11 protein-coding genes are annotated in these 17,944 nt (G+C 75.0%); 6 read left to right on the top strand and 5 right to left on the bottom strand.

Annotation, left to right across the window (positions count from 1 at the left end):
• Window positions 1-5: 5 nt before the first annotated feature.
• The 4 genes from vioC to ABD973_RS28385 all read right to left on the bottom strand — a co-directional run bounded on the left by vioC (window position 6) and on the right by ABD973_RS28385 (window position 5,728).
• Window positions 6-1,040: an arginine beta-hydroxylase, Fe(II)/alpha-ketoglutarate-dependent gene (vioC, locus tag ABD973_RS28400; RefSeq protein WP_125594353.1), complete on the bottom strand. Its 1,035-nt coding sequence runs from the start codon at window positions 1,038-1,040 to the stop codon at window positions 6-8.
• Between the two features lie 141 nt (window positions 1,041-1,181).
• Complete coding sequence (locus tag ABD973_RS28395; protein WP_345502806.1) at window positions 1,182-3,152, bottom strand: amino acid adenylation domain-containing protein; 1,971 nt, start codon at window positions 3,150-3,152, stop codon at window positions 1,182-1,184.
• Window positions 3,149-4,279 (bottom strand): capreomycidine synthase, encoded by a 1,131-nt coding sequence (vioD, locus tag ABD973_RS28390; RefSeq protein WP_345502804.1) that lies wholly within the window; start codon window positions 4,277-4,279, stop codon window positions 3,149-3,151. The genes ABD973_RS28395 and vioD overlap by 4 nt, the downstream gene beginning before the upstream one ends.
• Before the next feature lie 57 nt (window positions 4,280-4,336).
• Window positions 4,337-5,728 carry a KamA family radical SAM protein gene (locus ABD973_RS28385; protein WP_125594356.1) on the bottom strand — a complete coding sequence of 464 codons (1,392 nt, stop codon included), beginning with the start codon at window positions 5,726-5,728 and terminating at the stop codon, window positions 4,337-4,339.
• Window positions 5,729-6,256: 528 nt separating this feature from the next.
• Between ABD973_RS28385 and ABD973_RS28380 the strand changes: the two genes are divergently transcribed.
• From ABD973_RS28380 to ABD973_RS28355, 6 genes are all read left to right on the top strand, one after another.
• A complete protein-coding gene (locus ABD973_RS28380; RefSeq protein WP_241253157.1) occupies window positions 6,257-6,835 on the top strand; it encodes an XRE family transcriptional regulator in 579 nt (192 codons plus the stop codon).
• A gap of 68 nt (window positions 6,836-6,903) precedes the next feature.
• Window positions 6,904-8,637 (top strand): carbamoyltransferase family protein, encoded by a 1,734-nt coding sequence (locus tag ABD973_RS28375; protein ID WP_125820321.1) that lies wholly within the window; start codon window positions 6,904-6,906, stop codon window positions 8,635-8,637.
• Window positions 8,634-10,379, top strand: coding sequence for a condensation domain-containing protein (locus tag ABD973_RS28370; protein WP_345502799.1), 1,746 nt, complete (start codon window positions 8,634-8,636; stop codon window positions 10,377-10,379). Before ABD973_RS28375 ends, ABD973_RS28370 begins: the two co-directional genes overlap by 4 nt.
• Window positions 10,380-10,410: 31 nt before the next feature.
• Window positions 10,411-11,913 carry an AMP-binding protein gene (locus ABD973_RS28365; protein ID WP_125820323.1) on the top strand — a complete coding sequence of 501 codons (1,503 nt, stop codon included), beginning with the start codon at window positions 10,411-10,413 and terminating at the stop codon, window positions 11,911-11,913.
• The gene (locus tag ABD973_RS28360; protein ID WP_125820324.1) at window positions 11,910-13,604 is read left to right on the top strand and encodes an ABC transporter transmembrane domain-containing protein; all 1,695 of its coding nucleotides are present in this window, start codon (window positions 11,910-11,912) and stop codon (window positions 13,602-13,604) included. The genes ABD973_RS28365 and ABD973_RS28360 overlap by 4 nt, the downstream gene beginning before the upstream one ends.
• Window positions 13,601-15,508 (top strand): ABC transporter ATP-binding protein, encoded by a 1,908-nt coding sequence (locus tag ABD973_RS28355; RefSeq protein WP_345502796.1) that lies wholly within the window; start codon window positions 13,601-13,603, stop codon window positions 15,506-15,508. The genes ABD973_RS28360 and ABD973_RS28355 overlap by 4 nt, the downstream gene beginning before the upstream one ends.
• A 60-nt stretch (window positions 15,509-15,568) precedes the next feature.
• Here the strand turns inward: ABD973_RS28355 and ABD973_RS28350 are convergent, their stop codons facing one another.
• Window positions 15,569-17,806: a catalase gene (locus tag ABD973_RS28350; RefSeq protein WP_345502794.1), complete on the bottom strand. Its 2,238-nt coding sequence runs from the start codon at window positions 17,804-17,806 to the stop codon at window positions 15,569-15,571.
• Window positions 17,807-17,944 lie beyond the last annotated feature (138 nt).

The raw sequence follows: 17,944 nt of genomic DNA, 5'->3' as shown, positions 1-17,944 counted from the left end.
GCGCGTCAGCCCAGCAGCCGGGTCCGGGCGGTGGCCCGCATCTCGCGCGAGCGCCGCAGGTCCGAGGTCACGCACACCCGCTTGAGCCAGCGGTCGGTGCCGTCGTAGCGGGCCCGGAACGGCAGCCGGCCGTGCACCGCCCGGTGGTTGTCGATGAACAGCACGTCCCCCTGGTCGGCGACGACCTCCCGCATCGCGGCGTCCACCACCTTGAACAGCGCGTCGTAGGCGCGCCGGGCGTCGGGGTCGTCCTCGGGGACGGAGGTGAAGTACGGGTCGAGACGCATGTACGGGTCGACGCGCGAGCCGTAGAGCAGCGGGCCGAGCGGCCGTTCGTCGATCATCCGCTGGATGGTGGCGAAGCGCGCCGCCTCCTCCTCGGAGGCGATGGTGTTGTTCTTCGGCAGGTGCGACTCGTCGGGCGCGATGTAGAAGCGCGGCTCGAAGAGGACGTCGATGTCGTCGGCGGACAGCGAGGACAGGTCCAGCTCGCCGACCGTCGTCGGGACGTGGTCCGGGTTGCGCAGCGCACCGAGGATCAGGTAGTCGCTGCGGTAGGGGTGGAAGGCGTCCTCGGTGTGCCAGGTGAGCAGCTCCTTGCTGCCCATGCCGAGCTGGTCGTTCTCGTGCGCCCGGATCGGGAAGATGTCGTGCACGAGGTGCCCGTCCTGCTGGGTGGCCCAGCCGAAGGGCTCGCCGAGCAGCGCCGAGTAGAGCATCAGCAGCAGTTCCTCGGGGAACTCCGGGCCGGGCCGCCGACGGCCGCGCCAGTGCTCGGGGGTGGGGCCGATGCGGTCCTGGTCGAAGTCGTGGCCGCTGACCACGGCGTGGCCGTGGCGGTCGGCCAGTTTGAACTCGCGCAGGAACCGCTGCACGCCCTCCGGCAGGCCGGCGGCGAGCCGGGGCAGGTCGTGCAGCAGCCCGGGGTCGCCGAAGGACGGGTAGGCGGAGGCCAGGCCGAGGCACAGGTCCGCCGTGGCGGAGGCCTCGTCGGGCGTCAGGGTGTAGGCGTGCGTGGACTGGTCGGTGAGGTTCGACATGCCAACTCTCGCTGAGTGGTCGGGATGGTTGCTGCTGCCCGCGGCCGGCCGGAGCCGGGCCGGGGCCCTCGGGTGGTGCGGTGGTACAGGTGGGTCCGGTGGGTGACGGGCGGGTGGTCCGCGGGGTGCGGGCCCGCCGGTTCAGCGTCCGGCCGGCGTTCCGCCCAAGGACGGGGTGGTGAGCGCCGCGGCGAGCAGCCGGGGCGTGGGCGAGGAGAACAGGGCGCTCGCCCGGAGTCCGGCGGCGCCGGGGTGGGACTCGCGCAGCCGCGCGAGCAGGCGCATGGCGAGCAGTGACTGGCCGCCGTGGTCGAAGAAGTTGTCGTCGGGGCCCAGGTGCGGGTCGCCCAGGACCTCGCGGAAGAGGCCGAGCGTGATGTCCAGCGGCTCGCCGGGACGGCCGGGCGTCCCGGCGCCGGCGTCCTGGAGGGCCGGGGCCTGTGCCCGCGCCGGGGCGGGCGGGGCCGGCGCCGTACCGGCCGTCCAGGCGGCCAGCAGCCTCTTGTCGATCTTGCCGTGCGGGTTCTTCGGCAGGACGGCCACCCGGTGGAGCACCCGTGGAACCGCCCAGTCCGGCAGCTGTGCCTCCAGCGGCGCGACCAGCGCGTCCCGGTCCGCGCCCGTGATCCGTACGGCCTCGCCGGGCGGTGGCGCCGCCGCGGGATCGGCGGGCACGGTGAACGCCCACAGGACCGTGCCGGTCGCGGGGTCGGGGAAGACCACGGCCTGGCCCACGCCGGCCGCCTCGCACAGGGCGCGCTCCACCCGGGCGGGCTCCAGCCGGTGCCCGCGGATCTTGATCTGGTCGTCGACCCGGCCGAGGAAGACCAGTTGCCCGTCGGGGTCGACGCGGCCGAGGTCGCCCGTCACGTACACGCGGGCGCCGGGTGCGGTGGCGTACGGGTCGGGGACGAAGCGCCGGGCGGTGGCCGCGTCGTCGTCGAGGAAGCCGCGTGCCAGCAGCGGGCCGCCGATGTGGATCTCCCCGGTCTCGCCGTCGGGCACCGGCCGGCCCTCGCGCCGGACGGTGATCTCCACGTCCCGCAGCGGGGTGCCGAGCGGTACCTCGTCGGCGTCGGCCGGCAGCCGTCCGGTGTAGAAGGTGGAGCTGACCGTGCACTCGGTGAGGCCGTACACGTGGGCGAGGGCGGCGGGCTGCCGGTCCTGCCAGTCCCGGTAGGGCCGGGGGTCCATCCGTTCGCCGCCGACCACCACGGTGCGCAGGGCCGGCGGGGTGGTCGCTCCGGCGGCCTCCAGCCAGCGGGCGTACTCCAGCCAGTACTGGGTGGACAGTTCCACCAGGGTGATCCGCCCGCGGGCCAGGGTGACGTGGAGCTCCTCGGCGTCCAGGGCCCGGGTGTCCTCCCGGCACACCACCGCCGCCCCTGCCGCGAAGGCGGGGAACACCTCCTCGATCAGTACGTCGAAGCCGAGCGAGGCCACCTGGAGCCAGCGGTCGTCCGGGGTCAGCGCGAGCCGCTCGGCGACGGCGGTCGCGAACCGGGCCAGGGCGTCCCGCTCGACGACCGTGCCCTTGGGCTGTCCGGTGGAGCCGGAGGTGAACAGCACGTAGGCCACGTCGGACCCGCCGGCCGCCGGCCGGCGCCGCGTCCCGGCCGGTCCGTCGTCCGCCGGACCGTCGGCCACTGTGCCGTCGGCCACCCGGCCGTCGTCCGCCGGGCCGTCGGCCACCCGGCCGTTGCCCGCCGGGCCCGGTGCGCCGGGCGCCGGTGCCGGGACGTACGCGGCCTCCGGCGCGTGCTCGCCGTCGCCGAGCCAGACGGCGGCCGCGGTGCGGCGGACCAGCGCCTCCCGGGCGGCGGCCGGGAGCCGGTCGTCCAGGACGGTGAAGCCCGCTCCGGCCTTCAGCGCCGCCAGCATCCCGAGCACCGTGCGGGCGGGATCGCCGAACGCCAGGCCCACCAGCCGTCCGGGTCCGGCGCCGCGCTCGGCGAGCGAGCCGGCCCAGGCGTCGGTCAGCCGGTCCGCCTCGCCGTACGCCAGCACCCGGTGCGGGGTCACCAGGGCCGGCCGGGCGGGATGCGCGCGCACCGACCGCTCCCACAGGTCGAGCACGTCGGGCCCGTGGCCGCTCCCGGTCGCGGCGGTCACCGGCCCGGCCCGCGGGTGCGCAGGAAGGCCGACAGGCCGTCCAGGCCCGCCCGGAAGCCCTCTTCCGGACCGCCGAAGCCCAGCCGGGCGCCGTGCGGGGCCCCGAAGGCCGTGCCCGGGACCAGCAGGGTGCGGTGGCGGTCCAGCAGCTCCAGGCAGAACCGTTCCACCGCCTCGGGGCCGGCACCGGACCGCTCCAGCTCGCGGAAGACCGGCAGCGCGCACACCCCGCCCTCCGGCGGGGTCCACCGGACCAGCCCGAGGGCCTCGTGCTCGGCCATCCACTCGGTCAGGTGCGCCAGGTTGCGCCGGGCCTCGGCCGCCCGCGCCCCGATCAGCACGTCGGCGCTGCGCATCGCCCGCTCGGCGATCAGCTCGACCAGCGGCGACAGGAACAGCGTGGTCCGGTCGCGCAGCGGGAAGGTGGCGGTGAGCAGCGGCTTGGGCGCGACGGCCCAGCCCACGCGCAGCCCGGGCAGGCCGAACGTCTTGGAGAAGGTGCCGTAGGAGACGGTGTCGCCGCCGTCCGCGCCGGGATCGGGCAGCACCTCCCAGCGGTGGGCGATCTCGGCGGTGGCCGCGTCCCAGACGAGCGTGGCGCCGGTGACGGCGGTCCGCTCCGTGAGGGCCTTCAGGCCCTGGGGGGAGAGGGACACTCCGGTGGGGTTGTGCGGGAAGTTGACGATCACGGCCGCGGTGCCCGGTGTGACCAGGGCGGTCAGCACCTCCGGGTCGATCTCGCCGTCGCGGACCGCCGCCGCCGGCAGGGTGACGACGTCGCACCCCGCCGCCCGCGGATAGTGGCCGAGCGAGTGGTAGATGCCCTCCTGGACGACCACCCGGTCGCCGGGGTGCAGCAGCGTGCTCAGGGTCAGCGCGATGGCCTCGCTGGAGCCGTGCGTGACCAGCACCCGGTCGGCGTCGCCGCCGGCGTACCGGTCGGCGATGGCCGCGCGGACGCCGGCGCCGCCCTGCGAGACGCTGTCGTCCATGACGATCTCGTCGAGGTCGGCGGCGGAGATCCGGCACAGGTCGCGTATCTCGGCGAAGGTGTACGGGTGGACCCCGCTGGAGCTGATGTCGTGGATGTCCGGGCCGAGGTGCCGGCGGTACCACTCCTCCAGCACCGGAGGTTCTTCACGCCGTGGACGGAGACTGCTCATGGCTGTGCAACTGTCCCTTCTCTACCCCTGACGGGTTTCCCGCCACCAGCGCTGCCCGGAGAGCGGGAGCGTGTCGATGGGGTCGTAGTAGTGGTACGAGCCGCTGTGGGCGTCCGGGTCCGCCGCCTCCAGCGGGGTGAGGTAGCTCTTGCTCCAGTGCGAGACCCCGAGTTCCCGGTCGTAGGTGTCCGCCTGGTCCACCCACCGCTTGCCGGCCATCGGCACGTCGCACACGATGCGCGGCGTGGCGAACCCCGGCAGGTAGCCCATGATCTGACGCTGGATCTGCTGGGCGCTGTGCAGCGGGACGCGCCAGTGCTCGGCGTTCGGGATCATGTCGCACATGTAGAAGTAGTACGGAGTGATGCCGGCGTGGTCGCAGAGCGCGAAGCACAGGTCGAGCAGGTCGTGCGCGCTGTCGTTGACCCCGCGCATCAGTACGCCCTGGTTGCGCACGTCGTGCAGGCCGGCGCCCAGCAGGTTCCAGGCCGCGCGGGCCACGCCGGACGTCACCTGCTGGGCGGCGTTGGCGTGGGTGTGCAGCGCGATGCGCACGCCCCGGGACCGCGCCTTGGCGGCGACGCGTTCGACACCGCGCAGCACCGGGGCGGAGTTCCAGTGCTGGGGCAGTCCGATCAGGCCCTTGCTGGCCAGCCGGATGTCGCGGATCGACTCGATGTCCAGCAGCCCGTCCACGAAGCGCTCCAGCCGCGGCCAGGGCATGTTCGCCAGGTCGCCGCCGGAGACCACCACGTCCCGGATGCCCGGGGTGGCGCGCAGGTGGGCCAGGATCCGGTCGGCCCGGTCGGCCGGCTTGAGCTGGAGCTTGTTCTTGGTGACCTGCGGGGTGGAGTTGCCGACCAGGTCCATCCGGGTGCAGTGCCCGCAGTACTGCGGGCAGGTCGACAGCAGTTCCGCCAGCACCTTGGTGGGGTAGCGGTGGGTCAGCCCCTCCACCACCCACATGTCCTGCTCGTGCAGCGAGTCCCGGCTGGCCATCGGGTGCGAGGGCCACACCGGGTGCCGGTCGGAGAGGACCGGCAGCATGTAGCGCCGTACGGGGTCGTCGTAGAAGGCCTTGGTCAGCTCGCCGGGGCGGGCCGCCGAGGCCTCCGCGGCCATCGTGTTGATCATCTGGGGCGGCAGCAGGACGGACATCGTCGCCCGGTGCAGCCGGTCCTGCTCCCAGTCCTCGTAGAACTCCTCGTCGAGCAGGTCGCCGACGACGGCGCGCAGTCCCTTCGCGTCCTTGACGCAGTGGGCGCGCTGCCACTGCGGATCCGCCCACTCCGCCTCGGTGACCTCTCGCCATCCGGGGAAGCGTCTCCAGTCGGGTTCCACGAGCGGACGGCTCCGGTACTCGTAGACGGCCTCGAGAGCCGCTGATTCCGTCTGGCTGCGTGCTGTGTCCACCAACCCGCCACCCAATCCCGTCGGTTTCGTCCGTATCGCCTGACGTCAACCGATCTTGCAGAGCGCCGGAGTTGTACACGAGGCCAGGTTGTACGGGGCGCAGCTGCCGTACGCCCCTGTACAACCGGCCGGCGGGGGCGAAGGGTTGTACGAGCCCATGTACGGGGCGCCGGACGGGTGCGACCTTGTACAGTCCTGTGCCGGACGACCGAAGCGGAATGTCCGGGGAACGGGCGGTGGCCCGCCGGTTCGACAAGGAGCCGAAATCGGACGACCCGGGCGCGAAGTGGCCGGAACCCTCGACTGATGATTGATCGATTTGTCAGTGGCATGTACCAATGTCCGAGAGATCCGGTGCTGAGGTTTCCGGTAACCCGCGGGGGCCTCCAGCTCGACGCACCACCCCGCCGTGCGCCTCGACCAGGTTGTACGGCCCGGATGGACCATGCGCTTCGTTCAACACCATCGACGAGCAGGGGGAGAAGCATGCCCAGGCCAGAGCGGTTACTGGACCCCACGGCAGGACCGTTGGAGCAATTCGCCCACGACCTGCGCCTTCTGCGCAGGCAAGCCGGGAACCCCTCCTACCGGACCATGGCCAAACGCGCCCACTACTCCGTGGCCACCCTCGCCGAAGCGGCCCGCGGGCTGCACAAACCCTCGCTGAAAGTGACCCTCGCCTACGTGGCCGCCTGCGACGGCGACCCCGAGTCCTGGGCCCGCCGCTGGTACCGGCTCAGCAGCGAACTGGAAGGACCCGACGCCCCCGCCCGCGGACAGCCGCGCGGTTCCGGCCTCGTGCCGCCCCAGCCGTCCGCCGGGCAGCGCCGCCCCGCGGACGAGGGGCCCGCCCCCGCCGGGAGGGCGGCCGCGCCCCGCTCCCCCGCGCCGCCCGAACGCGGGGCCGGCCCCGGCCGGCGCCGGATCGCCGCCGGTTCCCTGACGGCCGACGAGCGGGCCGAACTGCGGCGGCTGCGCAGCGAGGTCAAGGAACTGCGGCACGCCAACGCCGTGCTCAAGGCGGCCTCCGCGATCTTCGCCGCGGACCTCCGCACAAACTCCCAGGTCGTGTACAACCCGGCGGACCGCCAAGATCCGTTGGCATGACCGGAACGCCGGCGGCCTGGGCCCCGGCGCACCCGGCGGACCCGACGACCGACCCTTGGGGACTGACCATGCGTGTGCTCGGAGTCAACGGCTGGCCCGGCGCCAGCCACGACGGTGCTGCCTGCCTCGTCGTGGACGGCGAAGTCATCGCCCTGGCCGAGGAGGAACGCTTCACCCGCAACAAGCACGCCTACGGCGAGGCGCCCTTGAACGCCGCCGCCTACTGCCTCGCGGAGGGCGGTCTCACCCTGGACGACATCGACGTCGTCGCCCACGGGTGGGACCTGCCCACGCTCTTCGCGGACCGCGGCCTGGACTGGTTCGACAGCGACGCCGACGCCCTCGAACACCTCCTGCCCAAGGCCCTCTTCCCCCGCTCCCGCGACCCCCGGCTCACGTTCGTCGACCACCACGTGGCCCACGCCGCCAGCGCCTACCTCCTCTCGGGACGCGACCGGGGCGCCGTCCTCGTCCTGGACGGCCAGGGCGAGAACGCGAGCACCACCCTCGCCGTCGGCATCGACGGCCGGATCAAGACCCTGCGCTCCCACACCCCCGGCTGGTCCCTCGGCTACTTCTACGCCGCCGTCTGCGCCTACGCCGGCCTCGGCGCCGACAACGCCGGCAAGATGATGGGCCTGGCCTCCTACGGCACCCCCGGCGACCTCACCTTCGGCGGTGCCCTCGGCTTCACCGACGAGGACTTCACCGTCGGCGTCGTCCCGCCCGACCTGCGCTCGACCGGCACCACCGACGAGGAGACGGCAACCATCCGGTACTGGCTGGAGCACCTGGAGAAGACCCTCCAGGACGCCCCCAACCGCACCGTGCGCCGCTTCGACCCGCGCAGCGGCCGGTACGCCAAGACCACCGACCGGGACCCGTTCGAGTACCGGGACCTCGCCGCCACCGCGCAGGCCGCGCTGGAGCGGGCGGTGACGGGCCTGGTCCGCGGCCTGCTGCGGGAGACCGGCGAGACCACGCTGATGGTCGCCGGCGGGGTCGGCTTCAACGCCACCCTCAACGGCAAGCTCATGCGGATGCCCGAGGTCCGGGACCTCTTCGTCCAGCCGATAGCGGGCGACGCGGGCGTCTCGCTGGGCGCCGCGGTCTGGGCCGCCGCCGAGGAGGGCGACCGGATCCTGCCCATGACCGGCTCGGTCGCCTGGGGCCCGCAGTGGTCCGCCGGGGAGATACGCGAGGTCCTGGAGGCCACCGGCACCGCGTTCACCGAGCCCGCCGACATCGCCGCGGCCACCGCCGGCGTCCTGGCCTCCGGCGGAGTCGCCGGCTGGTTCCAGGGCCGCGCCGAGGGCGGCCCCCGCGCCCTCGGCCACCGCAGCCTGGTCGCCGTGCCGGACCCGGAGTCCACCCGGGACCGGGTCAACATCCGTATCAAGGACCGCGAGGCGTGGCGCCCGTTCGCCCCCAGCATGCAGGAGGAGGCCGCCGAGGCCCTGATCGGCACCGCCACCCCGCTGCCGTACATGATCGTCACCACCCCGGTGACCGACGCCGGCGCCGCGGCCATGCCGGCCGTGGTCCACAGCGACCGCACCACGCGTCCGCAGACCGTCTCCGCCGCCGTGGACCCGCTCTACCACCGCCTCATCGGCGAGGTCGGCGGGCACACCGGAACCGCCGTCGTCATGAACACCTCCTTCAACGGCCGTGACGAACCCGTCGTGTGCACGCCCCGGGACGCCCTCGCCACCTTCCACCGGCTGCCGCTGGACGCCCTCGCCCTCGGCCCGTTCCTCGTGCGCCGCCCCGCCGGAGCCCTGGGGGAGGCCGGCGCGTGACCGCCCCCGCACACCAGGACGCTCCGCCGACCGGGACGGGCGCCGCGCCGCCCGTCCCGGCCGAGCCCGCCGCCGAGGAGATCCACGGCCGCCTCACCGGCTGGCTCGCCGAGGCGGTCCTGACCCCCGACACGGACCTCACCGCCCCGCTGCGCGACCTCGGCGTGGACTCCATCGACCTGATCCGCACCGCCCGCCGCATCGAGACCTCGTACGGGGTACGGGTGCAGCTGCGCGAGCTGTTCGCACCCAGACTGACGGCGGCCTCCCTGGCCGCGCTGGTCGCCGAGCGGGCCGCCCGCCGCGGCGGAGCCGAGGCCGCCCCGCCCGGCACCGCACACGACCCGGTCGTCCTCACCCCCTCCCAGGAACAGGCGTGGGAGGAGCAGACGGGCGAACGCGGCCAGTGGAACCAGGCCATGCTCTTCACCACCCGGCCGGGCATCGACGCGGACCTGTTCGCCGAGACCGTGCGGCGGCTGGTCGCCGGCCACGCCTCGCTCCGCCTCGCCGTCGAGGAGCGTCCCGCGCGGCGGCCCCGGCAGCGGACGGCGGCCCTGGCGACCGACGGGCCGCCCGCCGACGCCCTGGGCCCGGTGCTCGACACCGTGGAGATCTCCGAGCTCGCCGACGCCGACCTGTCGGCGGCCGTCACCCTCCGGTGCGAGCTGGAGCAGCGCTCCCTGGACCCGCGGGCGGGCCGCGTGGCCCGCTTCGTCCGGTTCGACGCCGGTCCCTCCCGGCCCGGCCGGCTGCTGATCGTCTTCCACCAGCTCGCGATCGACATGCTGTCGTGGTCGGTGGTGCTGGCCGACCTGGAGGAGACCTACACGGCGCTGGAGGCCGGCCGGGACGACGTCTGGCCGGCCGAGGGCACCTCGTACCCCGAGTGGGCCGAGGCCCTGGCCGCCCATGCCCGCACCCCCGAGGCGGAGGCCGAGGCCGAGTGGTGGACGCAGGTGGCCCGCACCCCCGCCACGCTGCCGCCGGACCTGCCCGCCGCCGGGCAGGGGGCGCCGGCGCAGGCCGACCCGCGGGCCGCGAACACCGCGGCCACCGCCGCCACGCACCTGGAGGAGTTCCCGCCGGACCTCACCGCCCGCCTCCACGCCGCCGCCCGGGCCCACCGGGCCCACCCCGGCGACCTCGTGCTGCACGCGCTCGGGGAGGCCCTCGGCGAGCGGCTCGGCGAGCCGGCCGTACGCGTGGACGTTTTGCGCCACGGCCGCGAGGAGAGCGTCGGGGACACCCATCTGTCCCGCACCACGGGCTGGTTCACCGCCACCGTCCCGGTCCGCCTCGACCTGGCTCCCGGAACCCCGGCCGAACGGCTGGCCCGGACCGTGGGCCACCTCGCGGCCCTCCCCGGCGGCGGGGTCGGCCACGGAGCGCTCGCCCGGTACGGCCGGCCCCGGACGGCCGCCGTCCTGCGGGGCGCCCCGCCCAGCGACGTCTCGTTCGACTACGAGGGCGACGACGGCGACTCCCTGCCGCTGGGCACCCTGCTGACGGATCCGGCCCCGGAACCGGTGGGTGACATCACCGCGCCGCACTGGACCCGTCCGCACGCGGTGGAGGTGATCGCCACCACCGACGACGGGACGCTGCGCGTCGAGTGGTGGTACTCCACCGCCCTGCACAGGGCGGCGACCGTCCGCGCGCTCGCCGCCCGCCACCGGGCCCTGCTCACCGACCTCCTCACCGCACTGTCGCCCACCGCCCCCGAGGCACCCACCCGCTGAACGCCCCACGGACGGACCGGAACCTGCTGCCATGACCCTGCCCAGCGTGCTCGACCCCTTCTTCGCCCTCGCCCGATCCGACCCGGACCGGCCCGCGGTCGTCGACAACGGAGTGACCGTCGGCTACGGCCAACTGGCCGGCTGGGCAGGGTCCGTGGCCGACCTCGTCGCCACCCGCGGCCCGGCGGGCGCGCAGCCGCCGGTGGCCGTCCAGGTCCACCACACGGCCCGCGACATCGCGGCCGTCCTCGGCGTCCTCGCCGCCGGCCGCGCCTACGTCCCCGTGGCCGACGGCCCCGCCGGCCACGCCGACGCGGCCCTGCGCCGGCTCGGCTGCCGGGAGCTGATCGCCACCGCCGGCCCGGGGGAGGTGTCCGCCGTCGACCGGGTGCTGCGGCCCAACTGGGGCCGGACGCAGGCCCCGCCCCGCGAGACCGGGGAACCGGTGCGGGCCGAGGACCCCGCGTACGTGCTGTTCACCTCGGGTTCCACCGGCGCCCCCAAGGCCGCCGCGATCCCGCACGGCGCGCTGCACGCCGTACTGCCCCCGCTGCGGCGGCAGTACGGCGTCGGGCCGGAGACCGTGGCCCTCAACTTCCACCGCATGGACGGTGACACCAGCCTGGAGGAGGTCCTGCCGGTCCTGCTGGCGGGAGGGCTCGTCGTCCTGGAGGAGGACAGCGAGGCCGACCTCGACCGGGTCCTGACCGACCACGAGATCACCCTGGTCAACCTGCCCGTCGACTACTGGCACGTCTGGACCGGCCACCTGCTGGACTCGGGGCGGACCGTGCCGGCCTCGCTCGAGACCGTCGTGATCGGCGGCGAGGCCGTCCGCCCGGACATGCTGGAGCGCTGGCGGCGGCTCGGCGCGGACGAGGTCGTCCTGCTCAACACCTACGGGTCGACCGAGACCGCGCTCGTCACCCACAGCGCGGTCCTCGCCGGGCCGGGCGCGCCCGCCTCCTTCCCCGCCGGGGTGCCGATCGGACGGCCGCTGCCCTCCGTACGGCAGGTGCTCGTACCCCGCCCCGACGCGCCGCACGGGCCGGCCGAACTCCTCCTGGCCGGGCCCCAGCTGGCCCTCGGCTACGTGGACGACCCGGAGCGGACCGCCGAACGGTTCCCGGCAGGCGATCCCGCGCCCGGCGGCGAACGCTGGTACCGCACCGGGGACCTCGTCACGGAGACCGCCGACGGCTCGCTCGTCTTCCACGGCCGCATCGACCACCAGGTAAAGATCCGCGGCCACCGGGTGGACCTCCTCGACGTGGAGGGGGCCCTGGGCCGGCTCCCCGGCGTCACCGCCGTCGCCGCGGCCGGCCACCGCAAGGGCGACCACACGGCGCTGGTGGCGTTCGTCGTCCTGTCCGGCCCGGCCGGAAGCGGGGACGGCACGGCGGACCTGCGCGAGCGGCTGCGGGAGGCGGTGCCCGCTCCCCTGGTCCCCGACCGGATCATCGCCGTGCCCGAACTCGTGCACACCCGCACCGGCAAGGTCGACCGCGCGGGCACCCTGGACCGGTACCTGTGAGCAACCGCCTCTTCGACGCCTCCGTCGACCCCGCCGCCGTCCCCGAGGCGGACTCCCGCGGCCCCTGGGCCTACCTGTGGTGGCTGGTGCGCATCCGGCCCTGGCCGCTTGTGCTTGCCGCCGCGCTCGGCGTGCTCTGGATGATCCCCCTCGCGCTGGTCCCGCTGGTCATCGGCCGGGCGATCGACGCGGCCGGGCAGGACACGGCGCAGACCGGCCTGTACCTGTGGTCGCTGCTCGCCCTCGGCCTCGGCGTCCTGCAGGCCCTCGCCGGCGCCGGCCTGATCCAGGCCGCCGTCGGGGCCGAGGCCCACGCCCTGTCCACCACGCACCGGGTGCTGATGCGTCAGGTGGTCCGCCTCGGCGCCACCCTGCGCGGCAAGGCCCGCGCCGGGGACGTCGCCGCCTCCGCCGCCGCCGACGTGGAGAGCATCGGCAACTCCTTCGAGGTCATCGGCCGCACCGTGGGCGCGGTCGTCGCCGCCGTCCTCGTGGCCGTGGCGCTCACCGTCACCTCGCCCGTCCTCGGACTGGCCGTGCTCGTCGGCGTCCCCGCCGCCGTGCTCAGCATCGGCCCGCTGCTGCGGCCCCTCCAGGAACGCGACGAGGCGCAGCGCGAGCTGATGGGCGTCGCCACCTCCCAGGCCGGCGACATCGTCGCCGGGCTGCGCATCCTGCGGGGCATCGGCGGCGAGGCGGCCTTCGCGGCCCGCTTCCGCCGCACCAGCCAGCAGGTCCGCCGGGCCGGCGAGTCCGCCGGCCGCATGGAGGCCTGGCTCCAGGCCGCCGGGGTCTTCCTGCCGGGGCTGGTCACCGTCGGGATCGTCTGGCTCGGTGCCCGCCTCGCCCTGAACGGCACCATCACCGCCGGGGAACTCGTCGCGTTCTACGGCGCCTCCGCCTTCCTCACCCTGCCCGTGAGCACCGCCACCGAGGCCGCCGAGACCCTCAGCCTCGCCAAGGTCGCCGCCGGCCGGGTCTGCACCCTGCTGCGCCTGACCCCCGACACCGTGCGGCCCGAGCTCCCCGAGCCGCTGCCCGCCGGGGCCCTCGCCCTGACCGACCCCGACAGCGGCATCACCGCCGAGGCCGGCCGGCTCACCGTGCTCACCGGCCCGGCCGACCGCATGGCCGACCTCGCCGACCGGCTCGCCCGCCCCGGGCCCGCCGGCCCCTCGGCCGTCCGGCTGGGCGGCGTACCGCTGGACCGGGTGGACCCCGCCGAGCTGTCCGCGCGGCTGCTGCGCTCCGGACCGGCCGACACCCTCTTCAGCGGCACCGTGCGCGAGGAACTGAGCGCCGGTTCCACGCGGTCCCGGGAGGCGCTGGCCCGGGCCCTGTACGCGGCCGACGCCTCCGACGTCGTCGCGGCCCTGCCCGGCGGACCGGACGCGTGGCTGGACGAGGGCGGCCGCGCCCTGTCCGGCGGCCAGCGCCAGCGCCTCGTCCTCGCCCGCGCCCTGCTCGCCGCCCCCGACGTCCTCGTCCTGGAGGACCCCACCGCTTCCGTCGACGCCCACACCGAGGCCCGCATCGTCGACCGGGTCGCCGCGCTGCGCGCCGGACGCACCACCGTGGTGCTCTCCGACAGCCCCCTGTGGCGCGGCGCCGCCGACCGCACGGTCCGCCTCGCCGCGGAACCGGACGCCGCCGCCGACGGCCCCCACCGCTCCGCAGGAGTGCCCTCATGACCACCACCCCCGCCTCCACCCGGGCCCCCGCGGCGGACCCGGACACCGCCGTGGACCCCGCTCCCGCCGGACCGTCCGCCGCCGGGCGCCTGCCCCTCGCGGACCGGGCCGAGGTCCGCGCCTGGACCGGCGCGTTCGTCCGTACCGAGGCGCGCCGGCTGGCCCTCACCTTCGGACTGTTCGCCGCCGCCCTGGTGGCCGGACTGATCGGCCCTCGGCTGCTGGGGCACCTGGTCGAGTCCATCAAGAACGGCACCACCGCCGGCCGGGTCGACGTCCTCGCCCTGACCTTCGTCGCCATCCTCGTCGCCCACGCCCTCCTGGCCCGCGCCGCCCGCACCCAGGCCACCCTGCTCGGCGAACGCGTCCTGGCCCGCACCCGCGAGGGCTTCGTCCGCCGCGTCCTCGGGCTGCCCCTGTCCGAGGTGGAGGCCGTCGGCACCGGCGACCTGCTCAGCCGGGCCACCAACGACGCCGACCGGCTGAACGAGAGCATCCGCCAGGCCGTCCCGCGCATCGCGCTGGCCGCCGTCACCCTGGTGTTCACCTTCGCGGCGATCCTGCTCACCTCGCCGCTGCTCGCCCTCGGCCTGCTGGCGGGCGTGCCCTTCGCCGCCCTGTCCACGTGGTGGTACCGGCCGCGGGCCACCCGCGCGTACGAGCGGCTGCTCGCGCAGGAAGCCGACGTACTGGCCGTCACGCACGAGAGCACCCGCGGCGCCGCCACCATCGAGGCCCTCGGCCTCGGCCCCCGGCAGACCGGCCGCCACGGCGCGGCCGTCGACCGGGTGGTCCGCACCCGGCAGCGCACCACCTGGCTGCAGACCATCTGGTTCCCCAGCCTGGACCTGGCCACCATGGTCCCGATGGCGCTCACCCTCCTGATCGGGGGTCTGGCCTATCAGCGCGGGGAGGTCGGGCTGGCGGAACTGACCGCCGTCGTCCTCTACGTCCAGGCCCTCGGCGAACCCCTCAACGACCTGCTGACCTGGACCGACGAGCTGCAGATCGGGAACGCCGCGCTGCGGCGCATCCTCGGCGTCGAACGGCTGCCCAGGGAGGAACCGCGTCCGCCCGCCGTGCTCGACGGGCACGCCCTGCGCCTGGAGGGCGTCGGCTTCGGCTACGGTCCCGGCCGCGAGGTGCTCAGCGGCATCGACCTGACCATCGCCCCCGGCGAGAAGCTGGTGGTCGTCGGCGCCTCGGGGGCGGGCAAGTCCACTCTGGGCAAGCTGCTCGCCGGGGTGCACCACGCCACCCGGGGGACCGTCAGCATCGGCGGCGCCGACGTGGCCCGGCTGCCGGTGGGCCAGCTGCGGCAGGAGGTCGTCCTGGTCACCCAGGAGCAGCACGTGTTCACGGGCACGCTGCGGGACAACCTGACCCTGGCCGCCCAGGAGGCGGGGGCCGCCGGGGACGCCGAGGGGACCACGGACCCGGCCGGCCCGGCGGACGACCGCCTGTGGGAGGCGCTGGAGACCGTCCTCCTCGCGGACTGGGCCCGCTCCCTGCCCGAGGGCCTGGACAGCGAGATCGGCCCGGGCGCCGCCCCGGTCTCCCCCTCCCACGCCCAGCAGCTGGCCCTGGCCCGCCTGCTGCTGTCCGACCCGCACGCGCTGGTCCTGGACGAGGCCACCGCCCTGCTGGACTCGACGGCGTCACGCCGCGTCGAGCGCTCGCTGGCGGCCCTGATCGAGGGCCGCACGGTCATCTCCATCGTGCACCGGCTGGACTCCGTGCACGACGCCGACCGCATCGCGGTGATGGAGGCGGGCCGGATCGTCGAACTCGGCAGCCACACCGAACTCCTGGCGGCCGACGGGGCCTACGCGGCCCTGTGGCGCTCCTGGTCCGGGGCCGGCGCCCCGTCCCGGGGGGAGGGGGCGTCCCCGAAGAAGCCGTGACCGACCCGGCCGTGACCGCCCCGGCCGGGTCGGGCGGGGGCGGGTCAGGCGGGGGCCGGGTCAGGCGGCGGGCGGGAACCTGTCCCACGCCCGGTGGCCGGCCAGGGCCTCGGTGACCCCTTCGACGGCCGAAGCGCCGTCCTCGCCCAGGGTGACGCCGGGGCCGTCGGCGGCGATGCCCAGGGCGCCGAGGAGCCCGGCGGCGCCGTTCCAGCCGCCGATGGCCTTACCGTGCCGGTAGGCCTCGGTGAGCAGGAGCGCGACCCGCGGGTCGCAGGCCTCGGGCGCGGGTGCCCCGGCCTTCGCGTCCCGTGCGCCGTGGGCGTCGGAGCCCGGTGCGGGCGTGCCCGCGAGCAGCAGGGCGTCGAATTCCACGGACCGGGCGGTGGCGTAGGTGCGCTGGACGGTGATGGGGTCGCCGTCCGCGGCGAGGGTGCCGCCGGTGGGGGCGACGACGAGCGGGACCATGCCGGAGTCCAGGACGGCCTGCCGGGCGGTCCGTACGCCGTCCAGGTCGGACGCCGGGTCGGCGATCAGGCCGACCACCCGGCCGTCCGCCGGCCAGGTGGATCCCAGCTGCGAGAGGGCGGGGCTGGGATCGGGCGTCACGAGGGGGACGGTCGCGGCGGGGGCGGGCAGTCCGAGGCCTTCGGCCACCTGCGCGCAGAGTTCGGGGTCGATGTTCGCCAGGACCCCCAGGGTGCGTTCCCGGACGGCCTGCTCGTGGCACTTGCCCAGCTCGAAGGTGTAGGCGGCGATGATGTGTTCGCGCTCGGGCGGGGTCATGCTGAGCCAGAAGAGCCGGGGCTGGGTGAAGTGGTCCGAGAAGGAGGCGGGCGCCTCGCGGACCTTGCTCGCCGCGGGGACCTCGACGGGGGCTTCCACGAAGGCGGCGGTGTCTGCGCCCGCGAGGAAGGGGCAGCCGCCGTCGAGGCTGTTGGGCCGGTAGGGGGCGACGCCGGTGTGGACGGCGCTCTGGTGCATGCCGTCGCGGAGCATGTCGTTGACGGGCGCGTGCGGCCGGTTGACGGGGATCTGGCCGAAGTTGGGGCCGCCCAGCCGGCTGATCTGGGTGTCGAGGTAGGAGAACAGCCGGCCCGCGAGGAGGGGGTCGTCGGTGATGTCGATCCCGGGGACGAGGTGGCCGGGGTGGAAGGCGACCTGTTCGGTCTCGGCGAAGAAGTTCTTGACGTTGGCGTTCAGGGTCATCAGCCCGATGGGCTGGACGGGGGCCAGCTCCTCGGGGACGAGTTTGGTGGGGTCGAGGAGGTCGATGCCCTCGAAGGTCTGCTCCGGGGTGTCGGGGAAGACCTGGATGCAGAGCTCCCACTGCGGGAACGCACCGGCCTCGATGGCGTCGAAGAGGTCCCGGCGGTGGAAGTCGGGGTCGGTGCCGCTGATCAGCTGGGCTTCCTCCCAGACCAGGGAGTGCACCCCGAGCCTCGGCTTCCAGTGGAACTTCGCGAGGGAGGTGTCGCCGGTCGGGCCGACGAGGCGGAAGGTGTGGACGCCGAAGCCCTCCATCATCCGGTAGGAGCGCGGGATGCCCCGGTCGGACATGTTCCAGAGGGTGTGGTGGGTGGCCTCGGTGTGCAGGGACACGAAGTCCCAGAACGTGTCGTGGGCGCTCTGCGCCTGCGGTATCTCCCGGTCGGGGTGCGGCTTGCCGGCGTGGATGACGTCGGGGAACTTGACGGCGTCCTGGATGAAGAACACCGGGATGTTGTTGCCGACCAGGTCGAACGTGCCCTCGTCGGTGTAGAACTTCGTCGCGAAGCCCCGGGTGTCGCGCACCGTGTCGGCGGACCCGCGCGAGCCGAGCACGGTGGAGAACCTGACGAACACGGGGGTCTCCACGCCCTTCGCCAGGAAGGCGGCCCGCGTGACCTCACCGGCCGTGCCGTAGCCCTGGAAGACGCCGTGCGCCGCGGCGCCGCGCGCGTGGACAACGCGCTCGGGGATCCGCTCGTGGTCGAAGTGGGTGATCTTCTCGCGCAGGTGGTGGTCCTGGAGGAGGACCGGCCCGCGGGGTCCTGCCTTCAGGGAGTGGTCACTCTCGTAGAGCCTCGCGCCCTGGGCGGTGGTGAGGTACGCGCCGCCCTGTGCGACCTGCGACTGGTCCGCCCCGGTGGCCTGGCCGGTGGGGCCGACCGTCTCGGGGCCCTCCTGGTCCGCCTTGGGCGGGAGCGGTGCCGCGGGGTCCACCGGTTCGGCCACGGACGGGGACACCGGTCCGGGCTTGCCCGGCAGACCGGCGTCGTCCGGCCGCGATGCCGCAGGGGTGCGCTTCGTGGTCATGTGTTCTCCCGGATTTCTCGAACGGAAGCCGGGCGGAGCACGCCGTCCCGCCCCTGCTTCCTCGGCCGTTCTCGTCGGCCGCCTACCCGCTCCGCCGGAATGAACCCCGTCGCGTCGGGACCCGGGTGCGCCGGCACG

This window comes from Streptomyces racemochromogenes (assembly GCF_039535215.1).
Taxonomy (GTDB): Bacteria; Actinomycetota; Actinomycetes; order Streptomycetales; family Streptomycetaceae; genus Streptomyces; species Streptomyces racemochromogenes.
This window is presented reverse-complemented; position numbering and strand designations above follow the sequence as displayed.

What these genes read in the sequence shown, in the direction of transcription:
- ABD973_RS28350 (WP_345502794.1), bottom strand. Translation starts at nt 17,806, where the DNA reads ATGACCACGAAGCGCACCCCTGCGGCATCGCGGCCGGACGACGCCGGT.
- ABD973_RS28365 (WP_125820323.1), top strand. Translation starts at nt 10,411, where the DNA reads ATGACCCTGCCCAGCGTGCTCGACCCCTTCTTCGCCCTCGCCCGATCC.
- ABD973_RS28355 (WP_345502796.1), top strand. Translation starts at nt 13,601, where the DNA reads ATGACCACCACCCCCGCCTCCACCCGGGCCCCCGCGGCGGACCCGGAC.
- ABD973_RS28375 (WP_125820321.1), top strand. Translation starts at nt 6,904, where the DNA reads ATGCGTGTGCTCGGAGTCAACGGCTGGCCCGGCGCCAGCCACGACGGT.
- vioC (WP_125594353.1), bottom strand. Translation starts at nt 1,040, where the DNA reads ATGTCGAACCTCACCGACCAGTCCACGCACGCCTACACCCTGACGCCC.